At 58.5% G+C, this 26,373-nt stretch carries 24 protein-coding genes and 1 tRNA gene; 19 read left to right on the top strand and 6 right to left on the bottom strand.

From position 1 onward, the window contains the following. Positions 1-171 precede the first annotated feature (171 nt). The 8 genes from BLR72_RS13090 to BLR72_RS13055 all read left to right on the top strand — a co-directional run bounded on the left by BLR72_RS13090 (position 172) and on the right by BLR72_RS13055 (position 8,804). Entirely contained in the window at positions 172-1,410 is a 1,239-nt protein-coding gene (locus BLR72_RS13090) for an adenylate/guanylate cyclase domain-containing protein (RefSeq protein ID WP_244506695.1), read from the top strand. A 126-nt stretch (positions 1,411-1,536) separates the two neighbouring features. Next, a complete protein-coding gene (gene ppk2, locus BLR72_RS13085; protein ID WP_091949187.1) occupies positions 1,537-2,457 on the top strand; it encodes a polyphosphate kinase 2 in 921 nt (306 codons plus the stop codon). 182 nt (positions 2,458-2,639) lie between these two features. Then, entirely contained in the window at positions 2,640-4,601 is a 1,962-nt protein-coding gene (locus BLR72_RS13080; protein WP_091949184.1) for an elongation factor G, read from the top strand. A gap of 320 nt (positions 4,602-4,921) precedes the next feature. Next, positions 4,922-5,386, top strand: coding sequence for a 50S ribosomal protein L13 (rplM, locus tag BLR72_RS13075; RefSeq protein ID WP_027232425.1), 465 nt, complete (start codon positions 4,922-4,924; stop codon positions 5,384-5,386). A 2-nt stretch (positions 5,387-5,388) separates the two neighbouring features. Next, the gene (gene rpsI, locus BLR72_RS13070) at positions 5,389-5,865 is read left to right on the top strand and encodes a 30S ribosomal protein S9 (RefSeq protein WP_027232424.1); all 477 of its coding nucleotides are present in this window, start codon (positions 5,389-5,391) and stop codon (positions 5,863-5,865) included. Between the two features lie 129 nt (positions 5,866-5,994). Then, positions 5,995-6,948 carry an agmatinase gene (speB, locus tag BLR72_RS13065; protein ID WP_091949181.1) on the top strand — a complete coding sequence of 318 codons (954 nt, stop codon included), beginning with the start codon at positions 5,995-5,997 and terminating at the stop codon, positions 6,946-6,948. Between the two features lie 73 nt (positions 6,949-7,021). Beyond that, positions 7,022-7,957, top strand: a complete 936-nt coding sequence (gene argC, locus BLR72_RS13060; protein ID WP_091949178.1) for an N-acetyl-gamma-glutamyl-phosphate reductase — start codon at positions 7,022-7,024, stop codon at positions 7,955-7,957. After that, entirely contained in the window at positions 7,950-8,804 is an 855-nt protein-coding gene (locus BLR72_RS13055; protein WP_091949175.1) for an aminoglycoside phosphotransferase family protein, read from the top strand. Before argC ends, BLR72_RS13055 begins: the two co-directional genes overlap by 8 nt. On the opposite strand, the gene arsK is transcribed toward BLR72_RS13055, so the two are convergent. After that, positions 8,793-10,007, bottom strand: coding sequence for an arsenite efflux MFS transporter ArsK (arsK, locus tag BLR72_RS13050; protein WP_091949172.1), 1,215 nt, complete (start codon positions 10,005-10,007; stop codon positions 8,793-8,795). The two genes, BLR72_RS13055 and arsK, sit on opposite strands and share 12 nt — an antisense overlap. A gap of 165 nt (positions 10,008-10,172) precedes the next feature. Between arsK and BLR72_RS13045 the strand changes: the two genes are divergently transcribed. Together BLR72_RS13045 and BLR72_RS13040 are read left to right on the top strand one after the other, a co-directional pair. After that, positions 10,173-10,412: a type II toxin-antitoxin system Phd/YefM family antitoxin gene (locus tag BLR72_RS13045; RefSeq protein ID WP_027232419.1), complete on the top strand. Its 240-nt coding sequence runs from the start codon at positions 10,173-10,175 to the stop codon at positions 10,410-10,412. Continuing rightward, entirely contained in the window at positions 10,409-10,792 is a 384-nt protein-coding gene (locus BLR72_RS13040) for a type II toxin-antitoxin system VapC family toxin (RefSeq protein WP_091949169.1), read from the top strand. The genes BLR72_RS13045 and BLR72_RS13040 overlap by 4 nt, the downstream gene beginning before the upstream one ends. A gap of 4 nt (positions 10,793-10,796) precedes the next feature. Here the strand turns inward: BLR72_RS13040 and BLR72_RS13035 are convergent, their stop codons facing one another. Next, positions 10,797-11,894 (bottom strand): COX15/CtaA family protein, encoded by a 1,098-nt coding sequence (locus BLR72_RS13035; protein ID WP_091949167.1) that lies wholly within the window; start codon positions 11,892-11,894, stop codon positions 10,797-10,799. Between the two features lie 156 nt (positions 11,895-12,050). Here BLR72_RS13035 and BLR72_RS13030 point away from each other — a divergent pair, with 156 nt between their 5' ends. Beyond that, entirely contained in the window at positions 12,051-12,266 is a 216-nt protein-coding gene (locus tag BLR72_RS13030; protein WP_027232416.1) for a DUF2842 domain-containing protein, read from the top strand. 13 nt (positions 12,267-12,279) lie between these two features. Here the strand turns inward: BLR72_RS13030 and BLR72_RS13025 are convergent, their stop codons facing one another. After that, the gene (locus BLR72_RS13025) at positions 12,280-13,299 is read right to left on the bottom strand and encodes a polysaccharide deacetylase family protein (protein WP_175492355.1); all 1,020 of its coding nucleotides are present in this window, start codon (positions 13,297-13,299) and stop codon (positions 12,280-12,282) included. A 161-nt stretch (positions 13,300-13,460) separates the two neighbouring features. On the opposite strand from BLR72_RS13025, the gene BLR72_RS13020 reads away from it, so the two are divergent. Next, positions 13,461-14,591 carry a GNAT family N-acetyltransferase gene (locus BLR72_RS13020; protein ID WP_091949161.1) on the top strand — a complete coding sequence of 377 codons (1,131 nt, stop codon included), beginning with the start codon at positions 13,461-13,463 and terminating at the stop codon, positions 14,589-14,591. Positions 14,592-14,603: 12 nt separating this feature from the next. On the opposite strand, the gene BLR72_RS13015 is transcribed toward BLR72_RS13020, so the two are convergent. Next, a complete protein-coding gene (locus BLR72_RS13015) occupies positions 14,604-16,751 on the bottom strand; it encodes a GumC family protein (protein WP_091949158.1) in 2,148 nt (715 codons plus the stop codon). A 240-nt stretch (positions 16,752-16,991) separates the two neighbouring features. Between BLR72_RS13015 and BLR72_RS13010 the strand changes: the two genes are divergently transcribed. The 5 genes from BLR72_RS13010 (at position 16,992) to BLR72_RS12990 (ending at position 21,886) form a co-directional block, all read left to right on the top strand. Beyond that, on the top strand, positions 16,992-17,537 hold the full coding sequence (locus BLR72_RS13010; protein ID WP_091949156.1) for a polysaccharide biosynthesis/export family protein: 546 nt from the start codon (positions 16,992-16,994) through the stop codon (positions 17,535-17,537). Positions 17,538-17,544: 7 nt separating this feature from the next. Then, positions 17,545-18,684 (top strand): glycosyltransferase family 4 protein, encoded by a 1,140-nt coding sequence (locus tag BLR72_RS13005; RefSeq protein WP_091949154.1) that lies wholly within the window; start codon positions 17,545-17,547, stop codon positions 18,682-18,684. Positions 18,685-18,753: 69 nt separating this feature from the next. After that, entirely contained in the window at positions 18,754-20,295 is a 1,542-nt protein-coding gene (locus BLR72_RS13000; protein WP_091949151.1) for an undecaprenyl-phosphate glucose phosphotransferase, read from the top strand. Then, positions 20,292-21,545 (top strand): O-antigen ligase family protein, encoded by a 1,254-nt coding sequence (locus tag BLR72_RS12995; RefSeq protein ID WP_244506694.1) that lies wholly within the window; start codon positions 20,292-20,294, stop codon positions 21,543-21,545. Before BLR72_RS13000 ends, BLR72_RS12995 begins: the two co-directional genes overlap by 4 nt. A gap of 89 nt (positions 21,546-21,634) precedes the next feature. Beyond that, positions 21,635-21,886 (top strand): hypothetical protein, encoded by a 252-nt coding sequence (locus BLR72_RS12990; RefSeq protein WP_091949148.1) that lies wholly within the window; start codon positions 21,635-21,637, stop codon positions 21,884-21,886. Positions 21,887-21,899: 13 nt separating this feature from the next. On the opposite strand, the gene BLR72_RS12985 is transcribed toward BLR72_RS12990, so the two are convergent. Next, the gene (locus BLR72_RS12985) at positions 21,900-24,056 is read right to left on the bottom strand and encodes a mechanosensitive ion channel family protein (protein ID WP_091949146.1); all 2,157 of its coding nucleotides are present in this window, start codon (positions 24,054-24,056) and stop codon (positions 21,900-21,902) included. A 349-nt stretch (positions 24,057-24,405) separates the two neighbouring features. Here BLR72_RS12985 and BLR72_RS12980 point away from each other — a divergent pair, with 349 nt between their 5' ends. Both BLR72_RS12980 and BLR72_RS12975 read left to right on the top strand, forming a co-directional pair. After that, positions 24,406-24,687 carry a hypothetical protein gene (locus tag BLR72_RS12980; protein ID WP_091949143.1) on the top strand — a complete coding sequence of 94 codons (282 nt, stop codon included), beginning with the start codon at positions 24,406-24,408 and terminating at the stop codon, positions 24,685-24,687. A 350-nt stretch (positions 24,688-25,037) separates the two neighbouring features. Further along, the gene (locus tag BLR72_RS12975; RefSeq protein WP_091949140.1) at positions 25,038-25,715 is read left to right on the top strand and encodes a DUF1194 domain-containing protein; all 678 of its coding nucleotides are present in this window, start codon (positions 25,038-25,040) and stop codon (positions 25,713-25,715) included. An 88-nt stretch (positions 25,716-25,803) separates the two neighbouring features. Here the strand turns inward: BLR72_RS12975 and BLR72_RS12970 are convergent. Continuing rightward, a tRNA-Pro gene (locus BLR72_RS12970) sits at positions 25,804-25,880 on the bottom strand. Positions 25,881-26,373: the final 493 nt, after the last annotated feature.

Here is a 26,373-nt window from a genome sequence, read left to right as displayed (position 1 = left end):
TCGCATCTTATCGCAGGTAGGAGGCAGAGGCCATTACGCTCAAATGGGTGAGCGCGAAGCCGGCCTGCAGGAACTGGTCGAGTGCTATTATTTACCAGCTCTGCTTTAATCCATCGGTCCGCGCTCTATTTAAGGGTGTAGCCTGGACTGACGATGACGGAGAAATTCACAATGCAAGCCCTATCCACTGTTCCTCCGCTCGTTGGTGACCTGGCCTGGCCCGCCAAACGGCGCAAGGTGCTCGACTGGCTCGTGCATGCAACCCGTGAAGAACGCTTCATCGACAATATTTTCGTCGAGCTCTGCAATCGCCTTATGGAAGACGGCGTGCCGGTCGCCCGCTCGACGCTGCATCTCAGAACCCATCATCCCCAGTGGCTCGGCGCGCGGATTCTCTGGAAAACCGGCTTGGACAAGGCCGATATCCAGACATTCGGCTACGGCATCGAGGAAACTGAACGGTATCGCAACAGCCCAATCGACCAGATCAGGAGTGGCGTGCGCGAAATCAGGTGGCGACTCGAAGAGGATAGCGGGGAAACCTATCCGCTCTATAACGAATTGCGGTCAGAAGGCCTCACCGACTATATCGCATGGCCGCTTTACCACACCCTCGGCAAGGAACATGTCGTCACCTTTGCCGCCGACGCGCCTGGCGGTTTCAGCGACGAACACGTGGCCTATCTTACCGACCTTTTGCCCGCCCTCGCACTCGTCAGCGAAATTCGGTTGAAAAATCGCCTCGCGCGCACGCTGCTTGAAACTTATGTCGGCCCGCACGCGAGCGAACAGATTCTTGCCGGCGCCACGACGCGCGGCAGCGGCGTAACGGTCGGCGCTGCCATATTGATCTGCGATCTGCGCGATTTTACCGGAATATCCGATCTCTGGCCGCGCGACGACGTTATCGAACTGTTGAACGGCTACTTTGACGCAATGTCCGAGCCCATCGCCCGCCATGGCGGCGAAATATTGAAATTCATGGGCGATGGGCTGCTTGCCATCTTCCCGCTGAGCGATCCCATGGCCTGCCGCAATCTGCTGCAGGCGATCAACGAAGCGCAGACCGCGCTTGCAGCGCTCAACGAGGATCTCGTTGGCAAGGGCCGCAAGCCGCTCGGCTATGGCATCGGGGTCCATGTCGGCGACGTGATGTACGGCAATATAGGCTCGCGCAGCCGGCTTGACTTCACTGTGATCGGCCCGGCCGTGAATATCGCCTCGCGCCTCGAGAGCCTGACCAAGGAAATCAAGCGTCCGGTCCTTTTGTCGAAGGCGTTCGTGGAGATGGCCGATTGCGGCAACGAATTCGAAAGTCTTGGCTCGCACAGGCTGCGCGGGCTTGAGCGACCATTCGACGTGTTCGGATTGAAGGAACACGACAAGGCCGCCGTGCTGTCGCCCGCATAGAGGAGCGACAGGGCCTCGGCGCCGGTTCACAATTGTTTCAAAAATCCTTCATGAGGGCGTGGCATAACCGACGGCACAGTAGCAAAATGTGCTCCGCCGTCAGTTGGCCAATCCCGGAGAGGCGATATGAACAAATCCAAGGAACATTCCGATGCACAGGACTGGCTTGAAGCTGAGCTAGCCGACACGCTTGACGAGGATTACGAACTGGAACTATCCGAGCCGGCGCTTTCGGAGGAGATCCGCAAGATTTATCGCAAGTCTCATCCGCCCTCAATTCCGCGCATCGACTACTTCCGTGCCCTGCTCTCCCTGCAGTCGGAACTGATCAAGCTTCAGGACTGGGTGGCTTACCACAAGGAAAAGGTCGTCGTGATCTTCGAGGGTCGCGATTCTGCCGGCAAGGGCGGTGTCATCAAGCGCATTACGCAGCGCCTCAACCCACGTATCGTCCGCGTCGTTGCGCTGCCGGCTCCGTCGGATCGCGAAAAGACCCAGTGGTATTTCCAGCGCTACGTGCCTCACCTGCCGGCAGGCGGCGAGATCGTGCTCTTCGACCGTTCCTGGTACAATCGCTCCGGGGTTGAGCGTGTCATGGGCTTTGCCGGTGAAGACCAGGTGCAGGAATTCTTCCACGACGTGCCCGAGTTCGAGCGCATGCTGGTTCGCTCCGGGATCAGGCTGGTGAAATACTGGTTCTCGATCACCGATGAGGAACAGCAGATGCGCTTCCTTATGCGCATCCACGACCCGCTGAAACAGTGGAAACTTTCGCCGATGGACCTAGAGTCGCGCGTTCGCTGGGAATCCTACACCAAGGCCAAGGAAGAAACTTTCGCCCGCACCAACATTCCCGAAGCGCCGTGGTACATCGTCGAGGGCAATGACAAGAAGCGCGCACGGCTCAACTGCATCGATCACCTCCTCAGCCGCATCCCCTACGAGGAGGTGCCGCACGAGGACATCGCCCTTCCCGAGCGCGTGTTCAATCCGGATTACGAGCGCAAGGTCCTGCCGCCCGAACTCTATGTGCCGGCGAAATATTAGAGCGCTTCTCTTGTTTAGATGGAAACAGTTTCTCGAACGGCGGGAGACTGTACTAAGCAAGGAACGCCTCGAGCCGGGTCAGGCAACCATCTAAATCAGCGCGTGTACCTAGCGATTTTGGCCCGTGTAGGGCATCATCCTCCCAGCGGAGATTTTGTGATGCTGGCAGAGGGAGGATCGCCATGCGCTGCTTTACGGTACTCGGACCTTCGCAAACCGGAAAATCCACGCTCGTGGACAAACTCGGCTCACTTGAAGGTTCCCCACGAAAATCTGTTTCTCCTTATGGACTTGGCCTGACGGAATTCGAGTTCGGTGGTGAGGCGTGGTGCGCGCTGGACACGCCCGGATCAGGCGAAGCGATTGCTCATGCCCACCACGCTCTTCTCGCCAGCGATGCCTGCATCCTGTGCGTTTCAACAATCCCGGAAGAAGCCGTACTTGCTGCGCCATACCTGCGCGCGATCGAAGCGTCGGGTACGCCCTGCATCCTTTTCGTCAACAAGATGGACGAGCCGCGCGGGCGCCTGCGGGACGTTGTCGCCGCGCTGCAGGATTACTCAAATCATACGCTCATCCTCCGCCAGATTCCCATTCGCGAGGGCGACAAGATCGTCGGCAGTTGCGACCTGATTTCCGAGCGCGCATGGCGCTACCGCGAAGGTCAGCCATCGTCGTTGATCGAAATCCCTCCAGACCTCATCGAGCGCGAACATGAAGCGCGCGCCGAACTGCTTGAACACCTCTCCGAATTTGACGACTGGCTGCTTGAGGAATTGATCGAAGACCGTGAACCGGCAACGAATGCCGTCTATGCGATCTCCTCGCGGGTCCTGCGCGAAAACCGGATCATACCGGTGCTCGTCGGGGCCGCAAGCCACAGCAACGGCATCATGCGACTGATGAAGGCGCTCCGCCATGAAGCGCCGCAGGCTGACGTGCTGCGCAAGCGGCTGTCGGCGGGGGGGAGCATTTCCGAAAGTGCTCTGGTCGCCGTCGGGTTTCACGCCTACCACCGCCAGAATGTCGGCAAGACCATTCTCGTGCGTGCTTTCACGGACGGTTTGAAACAGGGCACCATGCTTGCGGGCGCACGGCTCGGCCCGGTGCAGGATCCGGGCACCGGAAAGCCGATTGCCTCGGGTGCCGCGTCGGCGGGTGATGTCTTTGCGACGGTCAAGTCGGATCACCTGCCCGTCCCCTCGCTGCTTGGCGCGGATGCAGCCGTCGACGCCCCAAACTGGACCAATGCACCCACACCAATGATGGAGCGCATACTGGTTCCAAGCAGCGAACGCGATGAAACCAAGCTCTCCGAAACACTGGCAAAATTGGCCGAAACCGATCGCGGCATCAAGGTTGCCCAGGAAGAAGGAACCGGCGCGCAATTGATCAGTTCCCAGGGGCCCGTCCATCTGCGCGACATCTGCCGGACCTTAGCCGAAGTCTTCCACGTGGATGTCAGCGAGAAGCCACCGAGCCCGGTCTACCGCGAGACAATCTCGAAATCATCGGATGTCAATTATCGGCACCGCAAGCAGACGGGCGGCGCCGGACAGTTTGCCGACGTGAAGTTGAGCGTCAGGCCCAATGGGCGCGGCGAAGGCTTCAGCTTCGCCGAAACGGTCAAGGGCGGCGCAGTGCCACGCAACTTCATACCGGCGGTCGAGGCAGGTGCGCGGGAAGCCATGGACAAGGGCCCCCTGGGGCTGCGGGTCATCGATGTCGGTGTAACGCTCACTGACGGCCAGCACCATTCGGTCGATAGTTCCGAATTCGCCTTCCGCGCGGCCGGAAAGATGGGGGTTCGCGATGCGCTTGCCCAGGCTTCGTCCGTGCTGATGCAGCCGATCTATCGCGTCGAGATCAAGATCCCCTCGATCTATTCCGGAAGCCTGGTGCCGATCATATCGTCGTTCAAGGGACAGGTGCTCGGGTTCGACCGCGACGACAAGGCAAAGGGCTGGGATATATTCCGGGCCCTCATTCCGGGCAGCGCCCTCGATGAACTTGCGCGCACATTGCGTTCGGCAACGCAGGGCATAGGCACATTCGCCAAGACATTCGACCATTTCGAGGAAATGTACGGTAAGGAAGCGGATGCGATAATCCAGGCGCAAGGCGCGCACGCGAACGAGCATTGACTGGCGGGTTGCGTGCCTGCTGCAAGCGCTGGCGGGCACGACCCCAACCTGGCGCATTTCAGCTTGGGGCGGGCACCGCGAGAGCCAAAATATGCGGTAATATAATACCTTTTTTCTAACATATTGTTTTTTAACACTGTTTTGCTAAATATGGCGAAATCTAGTGCTTGACGTGTTTGCCGGGGACCTATATTGAACCTTTCGACTGCGGTGGGTCGTTTCCCGCCGCTTTTCATTGTTGCCGGTATTTTCGAATTTCGTGCAACGCAAGCAACAAGAAAAGCCTTCCTTCGTGAAGGATGATCTCAAGGACGAACACAATGGCTACCTTCTCTCAGAAGCCGGCAGAAGTGACGAAAAAGTGGATCCTGATTGACGCCGAAGGTCTCGTCGTCGGCCGTCTCGCCACTCTCGTTGCCAACCGCCTGCGCGGCAAGCATAAAGCGACCTTCACCCCGCACGTTGACGATGGCGACAATGTCATCATCATCAATGCCGACAAGGTTGTCTTCACCGGTAAGAAGTTCACCGACAAGGTTTACTACTGGCACACCGGCCATCCCGGCGGCATCAAGGAACGCACTGCCCGTCAGCTCCTCGAAGGCCGTTTCCCGGAACGCGTCGTCGAAAAGGCTGTTGAGCGCATGGTTCCCCGCGGACCGCTCGGCCGTCGCCAGATGAAGAACCTGCGCGTTTACGCTGGTTCCAACCACCCGCACGAAGCTCAGTCTCCCGAAGTCCTCGACGTCGGCGCGCTGAACAGCAAGAACAAAAGGAGCGCATAAGAATGGCTGAGCTCAATTCGCTCGAAGCTCTCGGCACCATTGCCGCCAGCACGCCTGCCGCAGCGCCGGTCCATGTCCAGAAGCTTGACGCAAAGGGTCGCGCCTATGCGACCGGCAAGCGCAAGGATGCGGTTGCCCGCGTCTGGATCAAGCCGGGTTCCGGCAAGATCGTCATCAACGACAAGGAATACGGCAAGTATTTCGCACGTCCGGTTCTGCAGATGATCCTGCAGCAGCCAATCGTTGCTGCCAACCGTGCCGGCCAGTACGACATCATCGCCACCGTTGCCGGCGGCGGTCTTTCCGGTCAGGCCGGTGCCGTTCGTCATGGCATTTCCAAGGCCCTCACCTACTTCGAACCCGCTCTGCGCGGCGTACTGAAGAAGGGCGGCTTCCTGACCCGCGACAGCCGCGTTGTCGAACGCAAGAAGTACGGCAAGGCCAAGGCCCGTCGTTCGTTCCAGTTCTCGAAGCGCTGATCTCGGCACTTCAATTGGACAAGAACAGAAAGCGGGCCTTCGGGTCCGCTTTTTTGTTGCGGTCGCAGGCATATGACGGTTATCGAATAAAAGCCTTGCTTAGCCCCTCTGCCCTGCCTGGAGAATTCAATGCCATCGAAATCCATCGACCACGCCTTCACAGCGCGCGCATTGACTGGCGCGGCGAGCGATCCGACCCATGCTGGCGCACTCTCCTTCATGCGCCGCCGCTATACGAAAAACCTCAACGGCGCGGAAGCGGTGGTGTGGGGCATCCCCTTCGATTCGGCGGTCTCCAACCGGCCGGGCGCACGCTTCGGACCGCAGGCGATCCGTCGCGCTTCGGCGATTTTCGACAATGACCCGCAATATCCGTTCCATCGCGATCTCTTCGCTGATCTTGCCGTCATTGACTATGGCGATTGCCTGCTTGACTACGGCAACCATCAGAAGACGCCCGCTACCATCGAACGCGAAGCCGCCAAGCTCATCAAGTCTGGCGCCTTTCTCGTTTCGCTCGGCGGCGATCATTTCGTCACCTGGCCGATACTGAAAGCCCACGCAGCGAAGTACGGACCGGTCGCGCTCGTGCAGTTCGATGCGCATCAGGACACCTGGTACGATGATGGCAAGCGCATCGATCACGGTTCTTTCGTCGGCCGCGCCGCGCGCGAGGGTGTGATCGACCCCGCCCATTCGATCCAGGTCGGCATTCGCACCCATGCACCGGACGATTGCGGCCTGAAGATCGTCTATGGCTACGAGGTCGAGGAACTCTCGGCCGCGGAGATCGCCAAATCGATTATCGCGCGCACCGCCGGCAAGCCGGTCTACCTCACCTTCGACATCGATTGCCTCGACCCGGCCTTTGCACCGGGCACCGGAACTCCCGTTGCCGGCGGACCGTCTTCGGCTAAGATCCTCTCGGTGCTGCGGCATCTGACGGAACTGAACATCGTAGGCGCCGACGTGGTCGAAGTCGCGCCCGCCTATGACCATGGGGATGTAACGGCCATCGCAGGTGCCACAATCGCGATGTATTACCTTGGTATGCTGGCGGAGAAAAAAGCGCGACGAGGCTGATTGCGATCAGCTTAGACATTGAATCCGCTTTTCTCCCCAACTATCTGAATTCAAAGCTTCCAAGGGCAACGACATGAAACCCAAGATCTTCATCGACGGCGAACACGGCACAACAGGTTTGCAGATCAGGACGCGCCTTGCGGGCCGCGACGATCTCGACGTGCTTTCGATTCCGGAAGCCGAACGTCGTAACCGCGACATGCGGGCAGACTTCCTGAAGGAGGCCGACGTCGCCATATTGTGCCTGCCGGACGACGCTTCGAAAGAAGCCGTCTCAATCCTCGAAGGGCACAATTCGACCAAGATCATCGATACCTCGACGGCACATCGCGTGCATCCCGACTGGGCTTACGGTTTTGCCGAGCTCGACCGCGCGCAGCGGCAGAAGATCGTCGACGCCCGGCTCGTCGCCAATCCCGGCTGCTATCCGACCGGAGCGATCTCGCTGGTGCGCCCGCTGCGTGATGCCGGCATTTTACCCGCCGACTATCCGGTCACTGTCAACGCAGTTTCCGGCTACACCGGTGGCGGCAAGCAGATGATTGCGCAGATGGAGGACGCGGCCAATCCGGACCATATCACGGCCAACAATTTCCTTTATGCCATGCCGCTCAAGCACAAGCACGTGCCGGAACTGCAGATGCATGGCCGCCTCGAGCGTCGTCCTCTGTTTTCGCCGAGTGTCGGACGCTTTCCACAAGGCATGATCGTGCAGGTGCCGCTGTTCACAGCCGACCTCGATGGCAATCCTTCGCTGGGCGACATCCAGGCTGCCCTGAGTGCACACTATGAAGGCCAGGATATCGTCCGGGTCGTTCCGCTTGCCGAAAGCGTGCAATTTGCACGGCTCGACGCCGAAGAACTGCGGGACACGGACATCATGAAATTGTTCGTCTTCGGCTCGGAGGATCAGGGACAGGTCAATCTGGTTGCGCTCCTCGACAATCTCGGCAAGGGCGCGTCCGGCGCGGCCGTGCAGAACCTCGATCTCATGATCGGCCATGGGTGATACGGTGAATGAGACGTTTCCCGCCAAGTGGAACGTCTCCTCTCCTGAACTTCTCGCCGAAACGCCCACAAGCCGCATTACCAAGGTGCGGCTCCCTGATGGAGCGCCGGCCATCGTCAAGGCTTTGACGCCGATCGGCATGAAGGACGAACTGCCCGGTGTTCATTACCTCGACTGGCACGACGGCAGCGGCGCGATCCGCGTCCTTGCGATCAAGGACAACCTGCTGCTGCTCGAATATGCCGGCCGACGCACCCTTCTCGACCATCTCAACGAATTTGGCGATGAAGCGGCGACTGCTATCGCCGTCGAGGTGTTGCGCAAACTCCTGGACACACCGCACGACGACCGAGCTTTCGCGCCCGACCTCATCCCGATCAAGCAGCAGTTTGCGAGCCTCTTTGCCAAGGCGGAAAGCGACCACAGGAATGGTATCGACAGCCTGTTCGTGGAGGCGGCACGGATCGCAGACGAGTTGATGAACAAACCAATGAACGTGCAGCCGCTGCACGGCGATGTCCACCACGAGAACATTCTCTTCAGCGACAGGGGCTGGCTGATCATCGATCCCAAGGGCCTTCTCGGCGATCCGATGTATGACGCGGCCAACATGTTCTACAACCCGCTGGATCGTCAGGATCTGAGAGCAAGCGAGACGCGCGTCGCGACCATGGCGCGGACGTTTTCGCGCGCCTTCGATCGCGACATTCGCACCATTCTCGGTTATGCCATGGTCCACGCGGCACTTTCCGCCTCCTGGCACACGGAAGATCAGAACTTCGAAGAGGCCGAGCGCAGTCTGGCCGTCGCGCGGGCGGTACGGAGTGTACTCACTTCACTGGTATGAACGGCGTACAAGGCGCGCGACCATCAGGAATGTGACGACACCGCAACAGCCGACAAATGCGGCAATGGCGAGCGCCGCATGCGGACCAAACTGCTCAAGGATAAATGCGAAAATAAAGGGCACCGTTGACGACACAGTCAGGCGCGCAGCCGTGATCTTGCCGAGAATTTCGCCGTAGCCTCGATGCCCGAACAGGGCGAGAGGCAGGGTTCCCTGGACAATGCTGTTCAGTCCAGAGCCCATGCCGAACAGCATGGCGAAGAGGATTGCGCCGGCGATCAGCGGCACCGGCGGCGGCAGGAGCAGCATAAGGAATGCAAGCGGGATCAGGGCCGTGGAGAGGATAGCCACGGCAAGCGCCGAGAACCGATGACCGAGCACCATGTTGACGAGACGGCTCGCAAACTGAGACGGCCCAAAGATCGTGCCGACCAGCACCGCGGACGTGCCGAGCCCCACCGCCGCCAGAACCGGAACGAGGTGCACAAGCATCGCGGAAAGGGCAAAACTTCCGAACGAAAAGCCGCTGGCAATAAGAATAAGGGCAGAACGGCGGCTTGCCAGAGGCAAGGAGCCGGCATCGAAGGTTGCAGGATCAGATGACGCCTCCGGTCTCAGCATCGGCGATGTTCGGGTCATCTGGGACAGCCAGAAATGGATCGGAAAACAGATGCAGAGCTGGAGGCCGGCGTAAAACAGGAAGATTTCGCGCCAGGTGAACCATTTCAAGAGCCCTGTCGCCAAGGGCCAGAACAGCGTCGAGGAAAAACCGGCAATGAGCGTCAGTAGCGTAATTCGGCGAGGAGCCGCTTGCGGATCGATCTGCACGAGAACCGCAAAGGCCGTGTTGTAAAGAATGAACGGCGTGGCGATGCCCGTCGTCACCAACGCAGGAGCAAAGATGCTCCAGTTTGGCGCCCAGGCGCAGACTAGCAACGATACTGCGGCAGCAAGCGAACCAAGCGTCATGACCCGCCCCGCGCCGAAACGATCTGCCCATCGCCCCGACCAGGGTGAAATGATGCCGCCGATGAGCAGCGTCCCGGAAAATGCAGCGAACAGCCATTCGCGCGAGCGCGCAAACTCCTCGCCCATCGCCGGCGCCAGAATGCTGAAACTGTAATAGAGCGTGCCGTAGCTGATGATTTGCGAAACGCCGAGAGCGCTGACAGCGGCCAGTGAGCGTCTCGCACTTAGGGTCATTCTATTCGTTTCCACATGTTGTCCCGCTTCTTGCGAGCGGCAGCCAAGAACTACACTGAGTCCCGTTCGCGGAAAACGGTTCCGTACAAAATCTCGTGCCTGACCAACTTGACCAAGCGCCCTATGAACCTTACATTGGTCAAGTTAGTCAAGAGGAAGCGGTCAATGAACAAAGTCAATCTGTATGACGCAAAAACCAATCTTTCCAACCTTGTTGACCGTGCAGCGGCTGGTGAAGAAGTGGTGATCGCCAAGAACGGCGTGCCCTTGGCCAGACTGGGACCATTGCCGAAACAGAAACAGTCACGGCACCCGGCAAAGGCGCTCGGAATATCCTATATCGCGGAGGATTTCGATGCTGTGGATGATCAGACTGTCGAGCTCTTCAGTGGCGGCAACGCATGAACCTTCTGCTCGATACCCACGTGCTTCTCTGGTGGGATGCCGGGGCCTCAGAGATGGGCGCTACGGCGCGAGCGGTCATCGCAAACCCTGATAATACAGTCTATGTAAGCGCAGCATCCGTTTGGGAAATCGCACTCAAGAGCGCCAAGGGTAAATTGCGCTTCAACGGCTCAGCCCACGCCGCCATCGAAGCTAACGGCTTTTTGCCCCTGTCTATGTCGACCGCACACGCAGAATTGGCGGGCCGGCTCGAATGGGCCCATGCCGATCCGTTTGACCGCATGCTCGTGGCACAAGCCCAATCGGACGGACTGATCCTGCTGCACGCCGACGCCGTCATCCACGAATTCCGCGAAGTCGCACAACTCTGGGCGCGATGATCAGCTATCTTCCCGCGATTACCTCGGTCTCATGTGGATAGCTGCCCTTTGTGGCGCGCCAGTGCGCGACCGAAAACCCGAGCAGAACGATTGCAAAGCCTTGATGAAGAAGGCCAAGGCCGATTGGCACCATCATCAAGAGCGTCGTGATGCCGATCGCCGCCTGCAGCGCGACAATCACCGCGAGAAGCACGGCGCGGCGTGCATGGGTCGTGCCCGGTGCGCTGCGGCTGACTGAGACGGCCTGCCAGATCGCCACGAGGAAGACGAAATAAGCAAAGCAGCGATGGACGAACTGCACCGTCTTCGGATTCTCGAAGAAGTTGTGCCAGATCGGCTGGATCGGGAAAAGATCGCCCGGAACCATTGAGCCATCCATCAGCGGCCAGGTGTTATAGGATAGTCCCGCGTCGAGACCCGCGACGAGCGCGCCAAGGTAGATCTGGATGAATATCAGCACGACAAACCAGCCGGCAAAGCGCTGGATCGCGCGCTCGGCCGGGGCTTCGGAATAAACGGCAAGACCGCGCGCCACATACATTACCGCAGCAAAGATGATGCAGGCGAGCGTCAGGTGGGTGGCCAAACGATATTGGCTGACGTCGACGCGGTCTACGAGCCCGGACGCCACCATCCACCAGCCAACCGCACCCTGCAGCGCGCCGAGGGCAAGGATGCCGACCATGCGCGGCTTCAGGCGGCGCTCCAGACGGCCGGTGAGCCAGAAGAAGGCAAGCGGCAAGGCGACGAGAAAGCCGACGCTGCGTGCGAGAAAGCGATGCGCCCATTCCCACCAGAAGATCTGCTGGAACTCGGCAAGGCTCATGCCCTTGTTCAGCCGTTCGTACTGGGGAATCTGGCGATACTTGTCGAATTCCTCGATCCACTGGTCGTGACCGAGGGGCGGAATGATGCCGTGGATCGGCTTCCATTCTGTGATCGAAAGACCGGAGCCGGTCATGCGCGTGGCTCCGCCGACGATGACGATCGTGGCGAGGACGATAAGGACCAGATAAAGCCAGATCCGCACGTACTGGCGGTTGCGAGCTTCGCGATCCTGAATGAGGCTGATCGCGCCGGCGCTGATTGTCTGATCGGTCATCGCATTCTCCTGTCGGTCGGATAGGTGCCGCATAAAGGTGGCGAAGACAAGCTGGGCTCGCGCGACACGCCGTCGCGTTTTTCCAGTATGGCGGGCTTTTTGGCTTTCCGATCCGGTTTTTAGGCGCTACAGGAAGCGCTGAACTTGGAGAATGCGATGCCGGTCCGGCTGAAGAAACTTATTGGTACATTTCTGCTCGTGGCGCTGGTATGTGTCTACGCCATCATCGCGACGGTCTTCGCGGTTGCCCTCCTCGCCAATGCCAGCCCCTGGATCCATCTCCTCTATTTCTTTGGCACGGGGATATTGTGGGTCGTCCCGGCAATGTTCATCATCAGCTGGATGGAAAAGGCGCCAAAGAAGAAGGCCTGAGCCTGGCGCGTCCTTAATCGCCCTGCACAACCCTGCGCCCGGCATTGGCAATGGGTGTCGTCACCCCGCTCATCATCGTCTGGGCATAGACGAGTTTCTGGAAGCGACCGTTGATCGATATGCGTGGCAGTGCATGCAGATTGGTTCGGTGTTCGACATGGATCGTGCCGTGGCGCGTCGTCACCGCCGAAACGAAGCCCTCATCTTTCGCTATCTCGGCTTCACGCCTGCCCGCCGCCTTGGCGGACCCGTAGGGAAATGCAAAGTGGACAGGGCGCTTGCCGAGATGATCGCCGATCATATCCGCCGATTGGCGCATTTCCTGGGCGACCATGCCGGCGGTCAGACGTTTGAGGTTGTAGTGGTGCACCGTGTGGCCGCCGATCGTGCACAAGGGATCGGCCGAAATTTGCTGCAATTCCTTCCAGGTCATGACGTCCTGATCTGCCGCAACGCCGCACAATATACCGGCCTCGGTGCACATTTCGCGCAGGACCGGCAATTGCTCCAGTTCCGTCAATGTATATGAGAAATACCGCATAAGGCCATGAAAAGCCGTGCGTTTCTGGAGGACAGTCGAGCAGCGCCACTCCGGCCCGCCCGGCACCTTGATATATGGCGTCTGCGCGACCAGCTTTTCAACGACTTCCCACCAGAGCACCGCTGCGCCTTCGATGAAGCCCGGCGCCACATAGACCGTAAATGGGACGTGGTGCTTCTGGAACACGGGATATGCATGGTTGAGATTGTCGTTGTAGCCATCGTCAAGCGTTACCGCGACAAAACGCCGATCGCTGCGAACGCCGTTCTCAACGCGATCGGCCATCTGGTCCATCGACACGAACTCGGTGCCCTCCGCTTTCAGCGAGATAAGAATCTCGTCAAGAAATTTCGGGGTGATGGACAGCGAGCGTGTTACACCGAGCGGACTTATGCAATCGGGACGGACGCGGTGCAACATGATGATCGAACCAAGCCCGCCAAAGCGATTGCGTGCGCCTTGCGCGAAACCACTATGCCAAGCCAGTCGCATCACGGCTTTGCGTAATAAATCAGCCGTGTGGACCATTCTTTCACCAATTTACGCTAATCAAGAATAATCGGAGGGTTGTTTTCAGGAATTCATGCAACCTAAATGTTTAAAAAATACTGATCAATGAGTCCTCTTTAACTTTCTCCCCGACGGAAAACAATATGGCTACGTCCCGGCTTGTGCCTCGAATCGTTGTCGATGCCAGCGAAGCAACGACTTTATGGAATGCCTTTGCAGGTGAGTTTCTCTCGGGCGCTGCGCAGACTGCACAGTGGTTCTCCTGCTGGCAATCGTCCGCCAATTCCGATTGTCTCGTTGGGGCACTTTTCATGGACGGCGCCCCTGTCCTCCTCTTGCCCCTGGAGGTCGAGCGAAGAGGAAGCCTCCGCATTGCGTGCTATGTCGGCGGACCCCACGCAAACTGCAATTTTCCCGCACTTTTACCCACGCTCTCGATCACTCAAGACGATCTCAACGGTCTCTTTCAGGCGTTGCACAGGGCGAGGCCCGACATCGACATCGTTACGCTGTCACGCCAGCTCCCCGAGCTTGCCGGGGCTGCCAATCCACTTATGCAGTTGCCACATCGCACAAACCCCAATATCAGCCTCGCCATCCGGCTCGATGGCAGTTTCGAGACTGTTCTCAACCGCCACAATTCAAAGCGAAAGATGAAGAAGCATCGGCACGTGGTCCGGCGCTATGACGACGCAGGCGGTTTCAAAATCGTCACGGCTGAAAGCGCCGCCGAAAGCAGGAACATGCTCGACGATTATTTTGCCTGGAAGTCTGATCGCCTGGCGCGGGCAGGCATCACGAACACCTATGAGCCAAAGGGCGTTAAGGAGCTTTTTCACCGCTTGTTTGCCGACGAAACAAATGCCGCCTCGCCGCGTTTTCAGTTGCGGGCTCTGGAAGTCAAAGGCAAATATCGGGCGGTTCTCGGCAAATCTCACGCCAAGGGAATGACCTTCATCGACTTCGTCGGGATCGCCGACGACGAACTCGTCAGTACGAGCCCGGGTGAATTCCTGTTCTATAAGGATATCGAGGAAAGCTGCGGCTCTGATCTCGCCATCTACAGTTTCGGCATCGGGGACGAGCCGTACAAGCGCAGCTGGAGCGAAATCGAGACGCCAACCTACGACAATGACATCAGCTTGACTGCCAAGGGACGCTTGTTCTCGCTCTATCTCGGTGCACGCGGCTCAGTGGTGCGCCGGATCAAGCAGAACGAAAAAGTCTGGGTGATGGTCAAGACGGCCCGCGCGAAGCTCCGCGGCCAATCCTAGCAGGGCCGAGCGCTAGGCAGAGCGAACAATCCTTCCGCCATCGAGCCGCAACTGTTCCTTGTTGAATGCCGTCAGAAGTTCCGGCTGCAGGAGCTTGGCGTCGTACACCGACTTAGCTGTCGCCACTACATCAGGATCATCGGGGTCGACGACGCCGAGGATAAGCTCCGTACCGTCGGCAATGATATGTTTCAACTCCTTGACGGTTGCCGCACCACCATCGATCACGACAAGATCATAAGCCGATTGCAAGGCATTGAGGATCATGGGCAGACGACCAACCGATTGCATTGCCTTGGCCGGGTCGTGATTGCCGAGCGGAATGACCTCGGCCTGCGAATAGTGATCGGGGTGGATCACATCGCTGAAATGCTTGTCGGATACGAGCAGATTGGTAATGCCCGGAAGGTTCTTCTCGTCGAGCATGGAACGGCCAATCTCGCCGGAGCCGGTCATGTCGATGAGGATGACCCGCACGCCGCGGTCGGCAAGCTCGCGGACCAGCAATATGGTCAGGGCCGAAGCTTCATCGCCCTCCGGGGAAACAACGACCGCTCGCGCCGCCCCACTAGCCATCAGCCGGGCGGCCACATTGGCAACGCCCGAATAGTCCGGTTGCACCGGAACAGTGAGTGCCTCCTCCGCCGCAGTTTCGATTGCTCGAAGCGGGGTTTCTTCCGGCCCTGAAATCGCGAGCGTCGCCGGACTGACCGGGAGTGCGGGAGGCACGGGTTCCGGGAGGGCCTCCCGCGCATTGTAAGCAGGGCGCAGGGCCGCTCCGGTAAACAGCGCACGCAGCAGGGTGAAAATGCTCAGCAACAGTAGTGACGCGACGAATGCCGCAATGGTCATCGGCAAAATCTTCGGAAAATAGGGCTCGATTGGCCGGTCGGCCCGCGAAAAAATGCGGGCATCCGCGGGCATCGAGCTGCGGTCGATCCGCGACGAGGCCTCGCGGTAGCGGGTCAAATAGGATTCGAGCAATTGGCGCTGGGCTGTGGCCTCGCGCTCAAGCGCGCGCAACTCTACCTCTTCTTCGCCGGCCCTCGACGATTGCGCCTTCAATTCATCGAGCGAGCGGATCAGTTGGGCTTCGCGCAGGCGCGACGTCTCAGCCTCGCTTTCGAGCGAGCCCTGAACCTTGCGGGCTTCGAGCCGGATCTGCTGGTTGAGATCGGCAAGCTGCGAGCGCAATGCCTTGATGCGCGGATGTCCGCTCAGAAGCGTGGATGACTGGTCGGCAATGTCATTGTTGAGTTGCACCTGCCGCTCGCGCAGCCGCTGGATCAGGGGCGATGCCATCACGTCTGGCAGCGTTTCGACAGCTGCACCATTGGCAAGCGCCGTACGCACGCTTTCGGCCTTTGCTTCGGTCGCAGCGCGATTGGCACGAACACGCGACAATTCCGAGGAAAGCTCGGATAATTGCTGCGTTGCAAGCACGGCATTGTTCTGGCCGATAAGGAGATCGGACGAACTGCGGAAAGCTGCGACTTTGGCCTCGGCTTCCTTAACGCGCTTGCTGAGATCGTCGATTTCAGGTTGCAGCCAGCCCGTGGCGTCTTCGTTCGATTGCGACTTCGATGCCTGCTGCGTGGCAATATATTCGTCGGCAATGGCGTTGGCGACCGCGGCAGCGAGCGCCGGGTCCTTTGACGAAAACTGGACGACGATGACGCGTGAATTCTGTACGGCATAGACGACAAGCCGATCGCGCACGCCCTGAAGAATATAGTCGTCCCGCGTCTCTACGTCCGGGTTCTTGCCGATACCCACCTCGCCGAAGAAGCGTCCGATCGCCGATGGCTCGGCTCCCGCCGAAAGTTCGGGATTCTTGCCGAGGTCAAGCTTGACGATGACGCGCTTCAGGAGATCGGAGGAATTGATCACCTCGACCTGGCTCTTGATACCCTCCTGATCGATGACCGCCCGATCGTCGGCCTGCTGCGTGGTCGGCCGTGTGAATATAGACTCGCGCGTCTCGATGAGTATCCGCGTTTCCGCCCGATATTTTGGCGAAACGGACGACAAGGCAGCAAATGCCAACCCCGTCAGCAGAATTGAGCCGAGCATGATGCGCCACTTGCTTCGCCAAAGGCTGGCGAACAAGGCACCTATATCAATGTCTACATCGTTACCGACAGTGCTCGCCCCGGCCATTCATGCAACTCCACTTCGATCGGCGACATGGTAAATGCCTATGGTAACCAGCGCGTTAAGAATATCTGCTGCGAATGCATGATCAAATTGAGGCATGCTATTCATATGCACATGAAGCGCCGGCTTTTGCCGATATTTTACCAGCCATTAACCCTAATGAATTGATAATCCCAGCAAGAATCGAGAATTCTCGTTGCAACTGTCGTTAGGGTTCAGGCCGTGTCCAGCAAACAGATCTTAATGGTCGCCATTGGCGTGCTATCGATGACGCTCGGTGGATGTGCCAGTTACCGGCCGGCTCCCCCTGCTTTCAACGCAGCGATCAACAAGCCGTACGTCTTGGATGCCGGCGACCGCATACGTCTGACCGTCTTCGATCAGGAGGGTATCACCAATACCTATAGCGTAGACCAGGCCGGCCATATTTCGGTTCCGCTTGTCGGCAGCGTTCCTGCCCGCGGCAAGACAATACAACAGATAGAGGCGGCGGTTGCCGCCAAACTTCGCAAAGGCTTCTTGCGCGATCCTGACGTGGCAGTGGAGATCGACCGATATCGTCCTGTCTTCATCATGGGCGAAGTCGGCGCAGCTGGCCAATATTCCTACCTTCCCGGCATGACCGCCCAAAAGGCGATTGCCGCTGCCGGCGGGTTCACGCCGCGCGCCAATCAGGCGGATGTTGACATTACTCGTCAGATCAATGGCGAGAGCCTGACCGGCCGCGTCATCATTTCCGAACAGGTGCTGCCCGGCGACACGCTCTACGTGCGCGAACGGTTCTTCTGATCCTGTCATGACGAAAAAGGAATCGCTGCGGATTGTCCACTGCTTTCGCGCTCCCGTCGGCGGGATATTCCGTCATGTCCGCGACCTCATCGATGCGCAGGTGGCCGCGGGGCACAAGGTTGGCGTCATCTGTGACGCGTCCACCGGCGGTGCCTTCGAGGAAACGCTACTCAACGAGATGCGCGGCAAGCTCGAACTTGGCCTCGAGCGGATAGCCATGCAACGCCAGATCGGTCCCGGCGATGCCATTGCCGCATTCCGCACCTATAAGATCATCGCCAGGATGGCTCCCGATGTCCTCCATGGCCACGGCGCAAAAGGCGGCACCTATGCGCGCCTTTTCGGATCGATGCTGCGGCGGTTTACCGGCGTGAAGGTCGCGCGCTTCTATTCGCCTCACGGCGGGAGCCTCCATTTCGATCCCGCAAGCATGCAGGGGCGCGTCATTTTTAGCGTCGAGCGGCTGCTGGAACGGATGACCGACCGGATCATTTTCGTTTCGGCCTATGAGCAAGGCGTCTATTCCAAGAAGATAGGTGTCCCGCGCTGCGGACATGCACTGATCTATAATGGCCTCAAGGACAGCGAGTTCGAACCAGTCCCTTTGGACGGCGATGCGGCGGACTTCCTTTTCATCGGCGAGATCCGAGAACTGAAAGGACCGGATATTTTTGTAAACGCGCTCGCGCAGGCGAGCGCCGCATCCGGGAACACGTTGAAAGCCGTGATGATCGGGGATGGCAAAGATCGCGCCGCCGTAATCGAGCAGGCGCAAAGGGACGGTTTGGGCCCGCACATTCGCTTTCTCATGCCCATGAAGGCGCGCGAAGCCTTCAGGCTGGCAAAGGTAGTGGTCATTCCCTCGCGTGCCGAGGCCCTGCCCTATATTGTGCTGGAAGCACTCGCCGCCGGTCGTCCTGTCATTGCCAGCCGGGTTGGCGGAATCCCTGAAATTCTTGGCGAAACGTCGCTCGCGCTCGTCGAGCCGAACGCCGAGGCGCTGGCGAAAACCATGACGCACGCCATCAGCGATCTTCCTGCTTTCAAGGTGCTGCTTCCCGATATACACGCCCTTCGCGAGAAGTTCGGCGTAGCAAACATGGCCGCACGCCTGGAGGCCGAGTACTTCTCGGCCCTTGCAACATAAGATTAGTTTCTTTTCTGTATTTCAGGGCGATCCGTGCTAATGAGGGCCGCTACAACTTCAGGGTCAATCATGAAAGACAGAAAAGCCGACCACGGGTTTTCGCGCGATGCTGTGCGCAGTGTTGCTTCGCGGGCCGCCAAGCCGGTCGAGGAGAAGGCTAAACTGAGCCCCATCGCTCACGCCATTGCCTCCCAATATGCGCGCAACACCAATTCTCCCGTCATGATCAGCGGTGTCATGCGCATGATCGAATTCGCAATCATTACGTTTGTCGGTTTTGCCGTCTTCGTCATCTATGTCGGCTCGCCTGCGAATTCGTTGATGCACTACACGGCGGCGATATTCGCAACGGCAACGCTAAGCATCCTCTTTCTCGAGTTTGCGGACAGCTACCAGCTTGCGGTCATGCGCGATCCGTTTCATACGATCGGCCGCCTTGTTTTGAGCATTTCCGGTGCTTTTGCCCTGATCTCGCTGGCTGGTTTCTTCCTCAAGGTCTCCGAGGATTTCTCGCGCCTCTGGTTCGGGGCCTGGTTTGTGACCGCACTCGTCGCCTTTGTCGGTTTTCGCCTCGTGATGTCGAGGTTGATCCGCCGCTGGGCCCGCAACGGCAAGATGGAACGCCGCGCGGTGATCGTCGGCGGCGGCAAGCCCGCCGAGGAACTCATCCGGTCGATCGAACAGCAGCCATACAACGACATTCGCATCTGCGGGGTCTTCGACGATCGCGACGCCAAGCGCTCGCCTGCCGTCGTGGCCGGCTATCCCAAGCTCGGCAATATTGCCGAACTCATCGAGTTCGCCCGTATCGCGCATATCGACATGCTCATTGTTTCGCTGCCGATCACAGCCGAGGCGCGCGTCCTTTCCCTTTTGAAGCAATTATGGGTGCTCCCGGTCGATATCCGGCTTTCAGCGCACAATAATCACCTGCAGTTCCGGCCCCGCGCCTATTCCTATATCGGCTCGGTCGCGATGATCGACCTTTTCGACAAGCCGATCAACGATTGGGATTCGGTGGCAAAACGTGCCTTCGACATCTTCTTCAGCCTGTTGGGACTTATCATATTCAGCCCCGTCATCATTGGCACGGCGATCGCCATCAAACTCGAGAGTAAGGGTCCGGTGATTTTCAAGCAGCAGCGGCACGGCTTCAACAACGAGTTGATAGAGGTGTGGAAATTCCGTTCGATGTTCACCGACATGTGCGATCCGACCGCCCGCAACGCCGTGGTGAAGGACGATCCGCGCGTGACCCGCGTTGGCCGTTTCATCCGCAAGAGTTCGATCGATGAATTGCCGCAGTTCTTCAATTCGCTGATGGGCACGCTCTCGCTCGTCGGCCCGCGGCCGCATGCCGTCTACGCCCACACCCGCAATCTTCTTTATCATGAAGTCGTCGACGGTTACTTCGCCCGCCACCGGGTGAAGCCCGGCGTCACCGGCTGGGCCCAGATAAATGGCTGGCGCGGCGAGGTCGATTCCGATGAAAAGATCAAGATGCGCACCGAGTTCGACCTCTACTACATCGAAAACTGGTCGCTCTGGTTCGACCTCAAGATCCTGTTCCTGACGCCGATCCGCCTCCTCAACACGGACAACGCCTATTGAGCGCAATCACAACCCCGAGTGAAGCTGACAAGGCGAAACACGCGCTAAAGAACCGCGCCCTGATCGCGCTTATCTCGACGTTTGCTGTGGGCCTTGGGGTGTTTCTGAGCGGCTTCGTCATCGACGAGCCGGCGCCCTATGAACTCTATATGGCCGGGCTTATCGGCATCTGGGCGTTGTTCGGCCTTCGGCTGTCCCGCACCGTTGCCGTGCTGCTGGCGATCCTTGTGGTATTCAATGTCGGCGGCGTGATTTCCATGGGCCAGATGCCCGAACTGAAGACGGCGCCTATGTATATTGCCGTATCGCTGTTTCTTTGCCTCACCGCCGTTTTCTACGCCGCCATCATCAATGCCAATGAACGAATCCTGTCGGTGATGTTCAAGGCCTACATTCTTTCAGCGGTGTGCACGTCGCTGCTCGGCATTCTCGGTTATTTCGACGCGTTTCCCGGCGCGGATATATTTACCCGCTACGGCCGCGCCATGGGCGCATTCCAGGACCCCAACGTCTTCGGGCCGTTCCTGATGCTGCCGCTTGCCTGGCTGGTTCACGGCGTTCTGGTCGGTGATCTGCGTGCCCTGCCCGTCCGGCTCGTTCCGATCCTGATCATAACGCTCGGTGTATTTCTTTCCTTCTCGCGCGCAGCCTGGGGCATGGCGGTGTTCATGATCGCGGGCGTTGCCTTCGTCCTCTTCATTCGCAACCCCAGCCCGAAATTTCGCCTGCGGATCATCGTGCTTGCCGGCCTTGCGGTCGTGTTCGTTCTGCTTGCCGTCCTCATCGCCCTGCAGATACCAAGCGTCTCCGAGCTCTTCACGGCGCGCGCGCAGCTGGTCCAGGATTATGATGAGGCCCAGTTCGGACGCTTTGCCCGCCATTGGTATGGGCTGTTGATGTCGCTCGATCGCCCGCTCGGCATCGGTCCGCTCGAGTTCGGCCCAATCTTCGGCGAAGACACGCACAATATCTGGCTCAAGGCTTCGCTCGACTATGGCTGGATCGGCTTCATCAGCTATCTGACCCTGACCATGCTGACGCTCGGATTTGGCCTTCGCATTCTCTTTCGCGAGCGGCCGTGGCAGCCCTATTTGCTGTGCGCCTACCTCGCCTATGTCGCCCATGTGGCAATCGGCAATATCATCGACACCGACCACTGGCGGCATTTCTGGCTGCTTGTCGGCATTATCTGGGGCTGCGTCGCGCTGGAAACGCGCTACCAGAACCGAAGGTCGAGTTTTCCGGCTTAAGGCTGTGGCAATTTAAACATTTTGATTTATAAATCTTCTCCAGGCGTTCGGGGGAAAACGAGACGCCAAATATCGAGGGTGGACCGCCGTTGACCTTTTTCGACGATGACAATCCTAACTATTCGAAAGTGGACGGCGAACTCATGCAGTTCGCCCTCGACAATGCCGCCAAGAGGCTCGGCCTTTCCGACAAGAATGATGCCGAGTTCAATACGCTCGCACGTTTCGTCCGGGCGGCATTCATCATCGGCAACCGCGACGCAACGGCAATGGCTGAATTTGCGGTCGATGCCGTCATTATGCGGCGCAAGCGTATCGGTGCAGACACTATTGCGCCCTGAACCGAACTAAGCTTCAGCCGTCACCTTCAGCTGCCTTCGCCGCCTCTGCCGCCTTCTTGCGGTTCAACGTGTCGCGGGCGGCCGCGGCGGAGGTCGCGGAGTGATCCTCGTTTCCGGCAACCTGGACAGTCGGGGAAGCGAAACCAATGCCGTTTTCGGCAAAGGCTTCGCGGATCATCGCATAGGCGCGGCGGCGAATGGTGGATTGATGCCCCGGCTTGGTCATCATGGCAAAGCTTAAGTTGATGCCGTAGTCGCCAAAGGCTTCGACACCCTTCATCTTCACGGTTTCGATGATCTGTGGACCCATTTCCGGATCCTCGAGCAAGGCAGCCCCTACCCCCTTCACCACCTTTTTGACCTTGGCAATGTCCGTGTCGTAGTTCACGGAGATCAGGAACTTGTCGATCACCCAGTCGCGGCTCATGTTCTGCACCGCGCCGAGCGTTCCGAAAGGAACCGTGAAGATCGGCCCTCTGTGGTGTCGCAGCTTTACCGAACGGATGCTGAACGACTCGACAGTGCCCTTGTAGCTGCCGCTCTGGATATATTCGCCAACACGAAACGCATCGTCTGTCATATAGAAGACGCCGCTGATGACATCCTTCACCAGCGATTGCGAGCCAAATCCGATGGCAACGCCAAAGATGCCGGCACCGGCTATCAATGGCCCGATTTCGACACCGAGGCCGGAAAGCACCATCATGACCGCGATAGTCACGATCAGCACGGCGAGGAAATTGCGCAGGATCGGCAGGAGTGTCAGCAGACGGCCACTGCGGGCAAGCTCGGCCTCGTCGCCGCCTTCGATGCGCGCACGTTCGATCCGCCGATTGATCAAGCCCTTCGCCAATTGCCAGAGAAGATCGGCTGCAAGCAGAATGACGACGCCGCTCAAGACCCCACGAATGAGGCGTGTAGCGCTTTCGTCGCCCATCAGGCCGCTTGCGCGGAACCTTGCGACCGATGCGAGCCAGGCGACCGCGATAATGATGACGATGGCGCGCGCCCCGCGCTCCATGAGCACTTCGAAAATCGCACTGCGTGACTTGGCCGCCTCTTCATCGCTTCCGAAGAATGAGCGAACGATCGCGCTCGTCGCCCGCAAGATCGGGGGAAGCACAAGCGCGTAAATACCGACCCAGAGCAAGAGGCCGAGGCCCGCGATCCAAAGCAGCCAAAGGACGCACAAGTAGAAGGTGAGCAACCATTCCTTCAAACGATAGACCTTTGATTCCGTTGACGCTTCCGGGCGGCGCCATACTGCTTCGATCCCAATTGCGAGCAGACCAAGGCCGAGAATGTAGACCAGAAGACTCCGCACGTTCGGCGTGAAATTCAGAACGTCCATCAGGCCGGCCAATGCCCAACCGGCGAAAAAAATGAAGGCAAATGCACCGACGCGCGGATACCAGAATTTCGCCTTGACGTCGTCCATGGGGATCAAGCGCAGTTGCGGGTGCACGCCGTCGCTCGCATAGGCGCGGTGCGTGCCGAGAAGGACCGCCGTTATCTGCATGATGGCGCGCCAGGCGATGAGCGCAATCAGCAATGGTAGAACCAACTGGGAAAGCAGTGGCGGCCAGGTGAAAGCAAGAAATGCGCCGACGCTGGCGATTGCAAAGACAACGAGCGGCGCAATGGCGATGAATATCGCCTTGCCGATCACGTGATGACGCGCTGTCGTACGGGCCTCGGTGACGTTGGCAAGGCTGCGTTCATGGGCACGGCCAACCAGGCGTCGGAAAATAAACTCGGCGCCGAATCCAAGCGCGGCAAAGCCCGCGAACAGAACGAGGATGGCCCCCGGTCCGCGACCATGCACTTCGGTCATGATCGTGTCGGTGGCTTCCTCGAACTCACCCGGCACTTCCGGAATAGCCTCGCCGATCCCACGTAAATGCGCGCGGATCGCGTTGGACCACTTCATGAAATCATTCGCCGACGCGCCCATCGACCCTTCCGTTGCCGGCGCGGCATTCTTTTTCTCGAGCCACGCCTTGACCTCGGGATCATCGAGGAGCTTCAAAATCTGTTCGACTTTCGCTGGAGGCGGCGCAGGCGCTGTCTGCGCGCGGGCAGTTGCGGCACAGCCTATGAAGGCGATCAGGCCCAGTGCAAGGAGCGCGGCCGCTCTCGCAGCCCATACCCGAAACACGACACTACCCATCAATCCGCCCCCAACAAAATTTCTCTCACTATGCCCCACAATATGCCGAACTGCCTTACGAATAAATTGCTGTATCAATGCACCCGAGCGAACCCGGAATCGCCCGCCGAAGCGGTCATGCTGGCAAGGGAGATCAGCCATCAATTGCCGGGCCCGCTCGGGTGGGGCAATCGGAGGGAGGCACCCTGGTTGCCCGTCCGATGTTCGGTCAAATAAAGTGCCGCGTCAAAGTTGTTACAGTAACATCGTTGCAATTCGGCATAGTGCCGAGCATCTTCTTGGCGACGGCAATAGCCTGTTCGGTCGGGATCTCCACCTAAATAGATCCACTTTTGCTTGGGGTTAGAGCATGAAATTCATCTTTGCGGCTCTCGTTGCTTTCTTCTGCATCGCAAACCTGGCTGAGGCGCAAACGATGGAAAAAAATATGCTGGAGCGCCGTACCGCCCGTGCGATCCGCAACGCGGGATACTGGTGCGATCAGGTATCGAACGCCTATGTCGACAAGGTATTGTCTTCGACGGGCCCGACGGTCGTGCGCGTCACCTGCGACGACAAGACCCGGTTCGAGCAATATAAGTTGACGATGACCAAGGACAACAAGATCGCGAAGATCGAAGTCTGGAAGTAACGCTACGTCGAAGCGACGGCCGACGCCAATGCAGGCGGATCAAGCCTCCGACGTGCCCGGGGGCTACATGCCCGCGGTGCGCAGCAGCATCAGGATCGATACCCACAGGACCAGCATGCTGGTGAGCCCGATGACGTAGTAGTTTGGTGAGTGTTCCATAAGGGCGCTTGTACAATGCCGAGGTTTTTAAATTGCTAAATCGCACCACTACAATTTGAACCACTCATAATTTTTTTGCCGACTTGTCCAAATGCGTCGCCCGCCCCTTTAACCCATTTGGGGGGAGAGTGTTCGTCCATCGTGCATGTTACGATGACGGCTTCCGTCAGAGCGCACCACGGGGGTGGTCCATGCATAAGGCGTTGCTCTTTGCGGTGGTGACCTTGGCTGCCATCGTCACTTCTTCGCGGTCGCACGCATGCGTCGATACCGCGCTGGTGCTGGCGGTCGATGGCTCAGGCAGCATTAGCGATGAGGAGTACGAATTCCAGAAATCGGCGATCGTCGCGGCGTTCCGCGACAGGCAGGTCCTGTCTGCGATAAGGGCATCGGGAACCGTGGCGGTTGCAGCGGTCTTTTGGGGAGATGGCGAGTTTCCAGCTCAGATCATCGACTGGACCGTCATGGACGGCATCAAGCCTTCGCAAAAGTTTGCCGACGAGATCGAGAAAAGCGAGCGGGTGGTCTTCGGCAACACCGATATAGGTGACGGTCTTTGGGTGGCACTCGAACTCCTGTCGCGATCGCATGCGTGCGCGAGACGGCAGATCGTCGATATTTCCGGCGACGGCATGGAAACGACAAGACCAAGACGGAGGCGCTCCGTTTCCCTGCTTCAGGCACGCCAACGTGCGCAAGAGATGGGCGTTACCATCAATGCCTTGGCAATCTCCGACGAAGAGACCGATCTTGCGGATTATTACAACGACCGGGTCATCCTCGGTTCCGATCGATTTGTGATGAACATACGAAAATTCGAGGATTTTGCGCGAGCGATCAGACTGAAACTCATCAGGGAATTGTCCTGACCTGTCGCGCGGAATTGCCGACAAGATTCATGCGGCAAAAATCGACCTGGGGGGACGATCTGCTCGATACCTGCAATCGTGGAGATAATGGTCGGAGTGGCGGGATTCGAACCCACGACCCCTTGACCCCCAGTCAAGTGCGCTACCGGGCTGCGCTACACTCCGAACCGCTGAAAGCCCTAGATTACTGGACTTTTTTTAGCAATACCCCAAACGTAAGAAAAAGAACAAACTGCACACTAATGCACGCCGTGGAATAGACCGGCACCAAATGTCCCACGACGCTCCAATGGGACGCCGTGCATGATCGCTACCCTTCTCCACCAAGAATCCCTCGGCATCAGGTTGTGTGGATCGTCGTGAGCCGACAGAATCCCATCTCCGAATCACTTTGCCCCAAGACCCAACAGCCATGCAGCCACCTCGAAAGCGGTTTCGCACCAAGCCCGACAAGCGCGATCAAGCGACCAGGATCTCCGATTTTGTTTCCAGCCTTAGATCAGCCAATCCGAACCTGACTTCACGGGACATAGCATCCCTTCTGGATATTTCGCCCTTTCATCCTCCATCCGCGGACAATTGGTCTTCAACCGCAGTGATGAAAATAATTCGGCAGCTTGAGCTGGGCCAGGCTGATAACGCCAGCGCGTAAGAACAT

It is taken from the genome of Phyllobacterium sp. YR620, from assembly GCF_900104165.1.
Classification (GTDB): Bacteria; Pseudomonadota; Alphaproteobacteria; order Rhizobiales; family Rhizobiaceae; genus Phyllobacterium; species Phyllobacterium pellucidum.
Note: the sequence above shows the minus strand (reverse complement) of the source record. Positions and strands in the feature narration are given on the sequence as shown.

Coding starts and splice junctions, on each gene's coding strand:
- BLR72_RS13090 (WP_244506695.1), top strand. CDS start 172: ATGCAAGCCCTATCCACTGTTCCTCCGCTCGTTGGTGACCTGGCCTGG.
- ppk2 (WP_091949187.1), top strand. CDS start 1,537: ATGAACAAATCCAAGGAACATTCCGATGCACAGGACTGGCTTGAAGCT.
- BLR72_RS13080 (WP_091949184.1), top strand. CDS start 2,640: ATGCGCTGCTTTACGGTACTCGGACCTTCGCAAACCGGAAAATCCACG.
- rplM (WP_027232425.1), top strand. CDS start 4,922: ATGGCTACCTTCTCTCAGAAGCCGGCAGAAGTGACGAAAAAGTGGATC.
- rpsI (WP_027232424.1), top strand. CDS start 5,389: ATGGCTGAGCTCAATTCGCTCGAAGCTCTCGGCACCATTGCCGCCAGC.
- speB (WP_091949181.1), top strand. CDS start 5,995: ATGCCATCGAAATCCATCGACCACGCCTTCACAGCGCGCGCATTGACT.
- argC (WP_091949178.1), top strand. CDS start 7,022: ATGAAACCCAAGATCTTCATCGACGGCGAACACGGCACAACAGGTTTG.
- BLR72_RS13055 (WP_091949175.1), top strand. CDS start 7,950: ATGGGTGATACGGTGAATGAGACGTTTCCCGCCAAGTGGAACGTCTCC.
- arsK (WP_091949172.1), bottom strand. CDS start 10,007: ATGACCCTAAGTGCGAGACGCTCACTGGCCGCTGTCAGCGCTCTCGGC.
- BLR72_RS13045 (WP_027232419.1), top strand. CDS start 10,173: ATGAACAAAGTCAATCTGTATGACGCAAAAACCAATCTTTCCAACCTT.
- BLR72_RS13040 (WP_091949169.1), top strand. CDS start 10,409: ATGAACCTTCTGCTCGATACCCACGTGCTTCTCTGGTGGGATGCCGGG.
- BLR72_RS13035 (WP_091949167.1), bottom strand. CDS start 11,894: ATGACCGATCAGACAATCAGCGCCGGCGCGATCAGCCTCATTCAGGAT.
- BLR72_RS13030 (WP_027232416.1), top strand. CDS start 12,051: ATGCCGGTCCGGCTGAAGAAACTTATTGGTACATTTCTGCTCGTGGCG.
- BLR72_RS13025 (WP_175492355.1), bottom strand. CDS start 13,299: ATGCGACTGGCTTGGCATAGTGGTTTCGCGCAAGGCGCACGCAATCGC.
- BLR72_RS13020 (WP_091949161.1), top strand. CDS start 13,461: ATGGCTACGTCCCGGCTTGTGCCTCGAATCGTTGTCGATGCCAGCGAA.
- BLR72_RS13015 (WP_091949158.1), bottom strand. CDS start 16,751: ATGGCCGGGGCGAGCACTGTCGGTAACGATGTAGACATTGATATAGGT.
- BLR72_RS13010 (WP_091949156.1), top strand. CDS start 16,992: ATGGTCGCCATTGGCGTGCTATCGATGACGCTCGGTGGATGTGCCAGT.
- BLR72_RS13005 (WP_091949154.1), top strand. CDS start 17,545: ATGACGAAAAAGGAATCGCTGCGGATTGTCCACTGCTTTCGCGCTCCC.
- BLR72_RS13000 (WP_091949151.1), top strand. CDS start 18,754: ATGAAAGACAGAAAAGCCGACCACGGGTTTTCGCGCGATGCTGTGCGC.
- BLR72_RS12985 (WP_091949146.1), bottom strand. CDS start 24,056: ATGGGTAGTGTCGTGTTTCGGGTATGGGCTGCGAGAGCGGCCGCGCTC.
- BLR72_RS12980 (WP_091949143.1), top strand. CDS start 24,406: ATGAAATTCATCTTTGCGGCTCTCGTTGCTTTCTTCTGCATCGCAAAC.
- BLR72_RS12975 (WP_091949140.1), top strand. CDS start 25,038: ATGCATAAGGCGTTGCTCTTTGCGGTGGTGACCTTGGCTGCCATCGTC.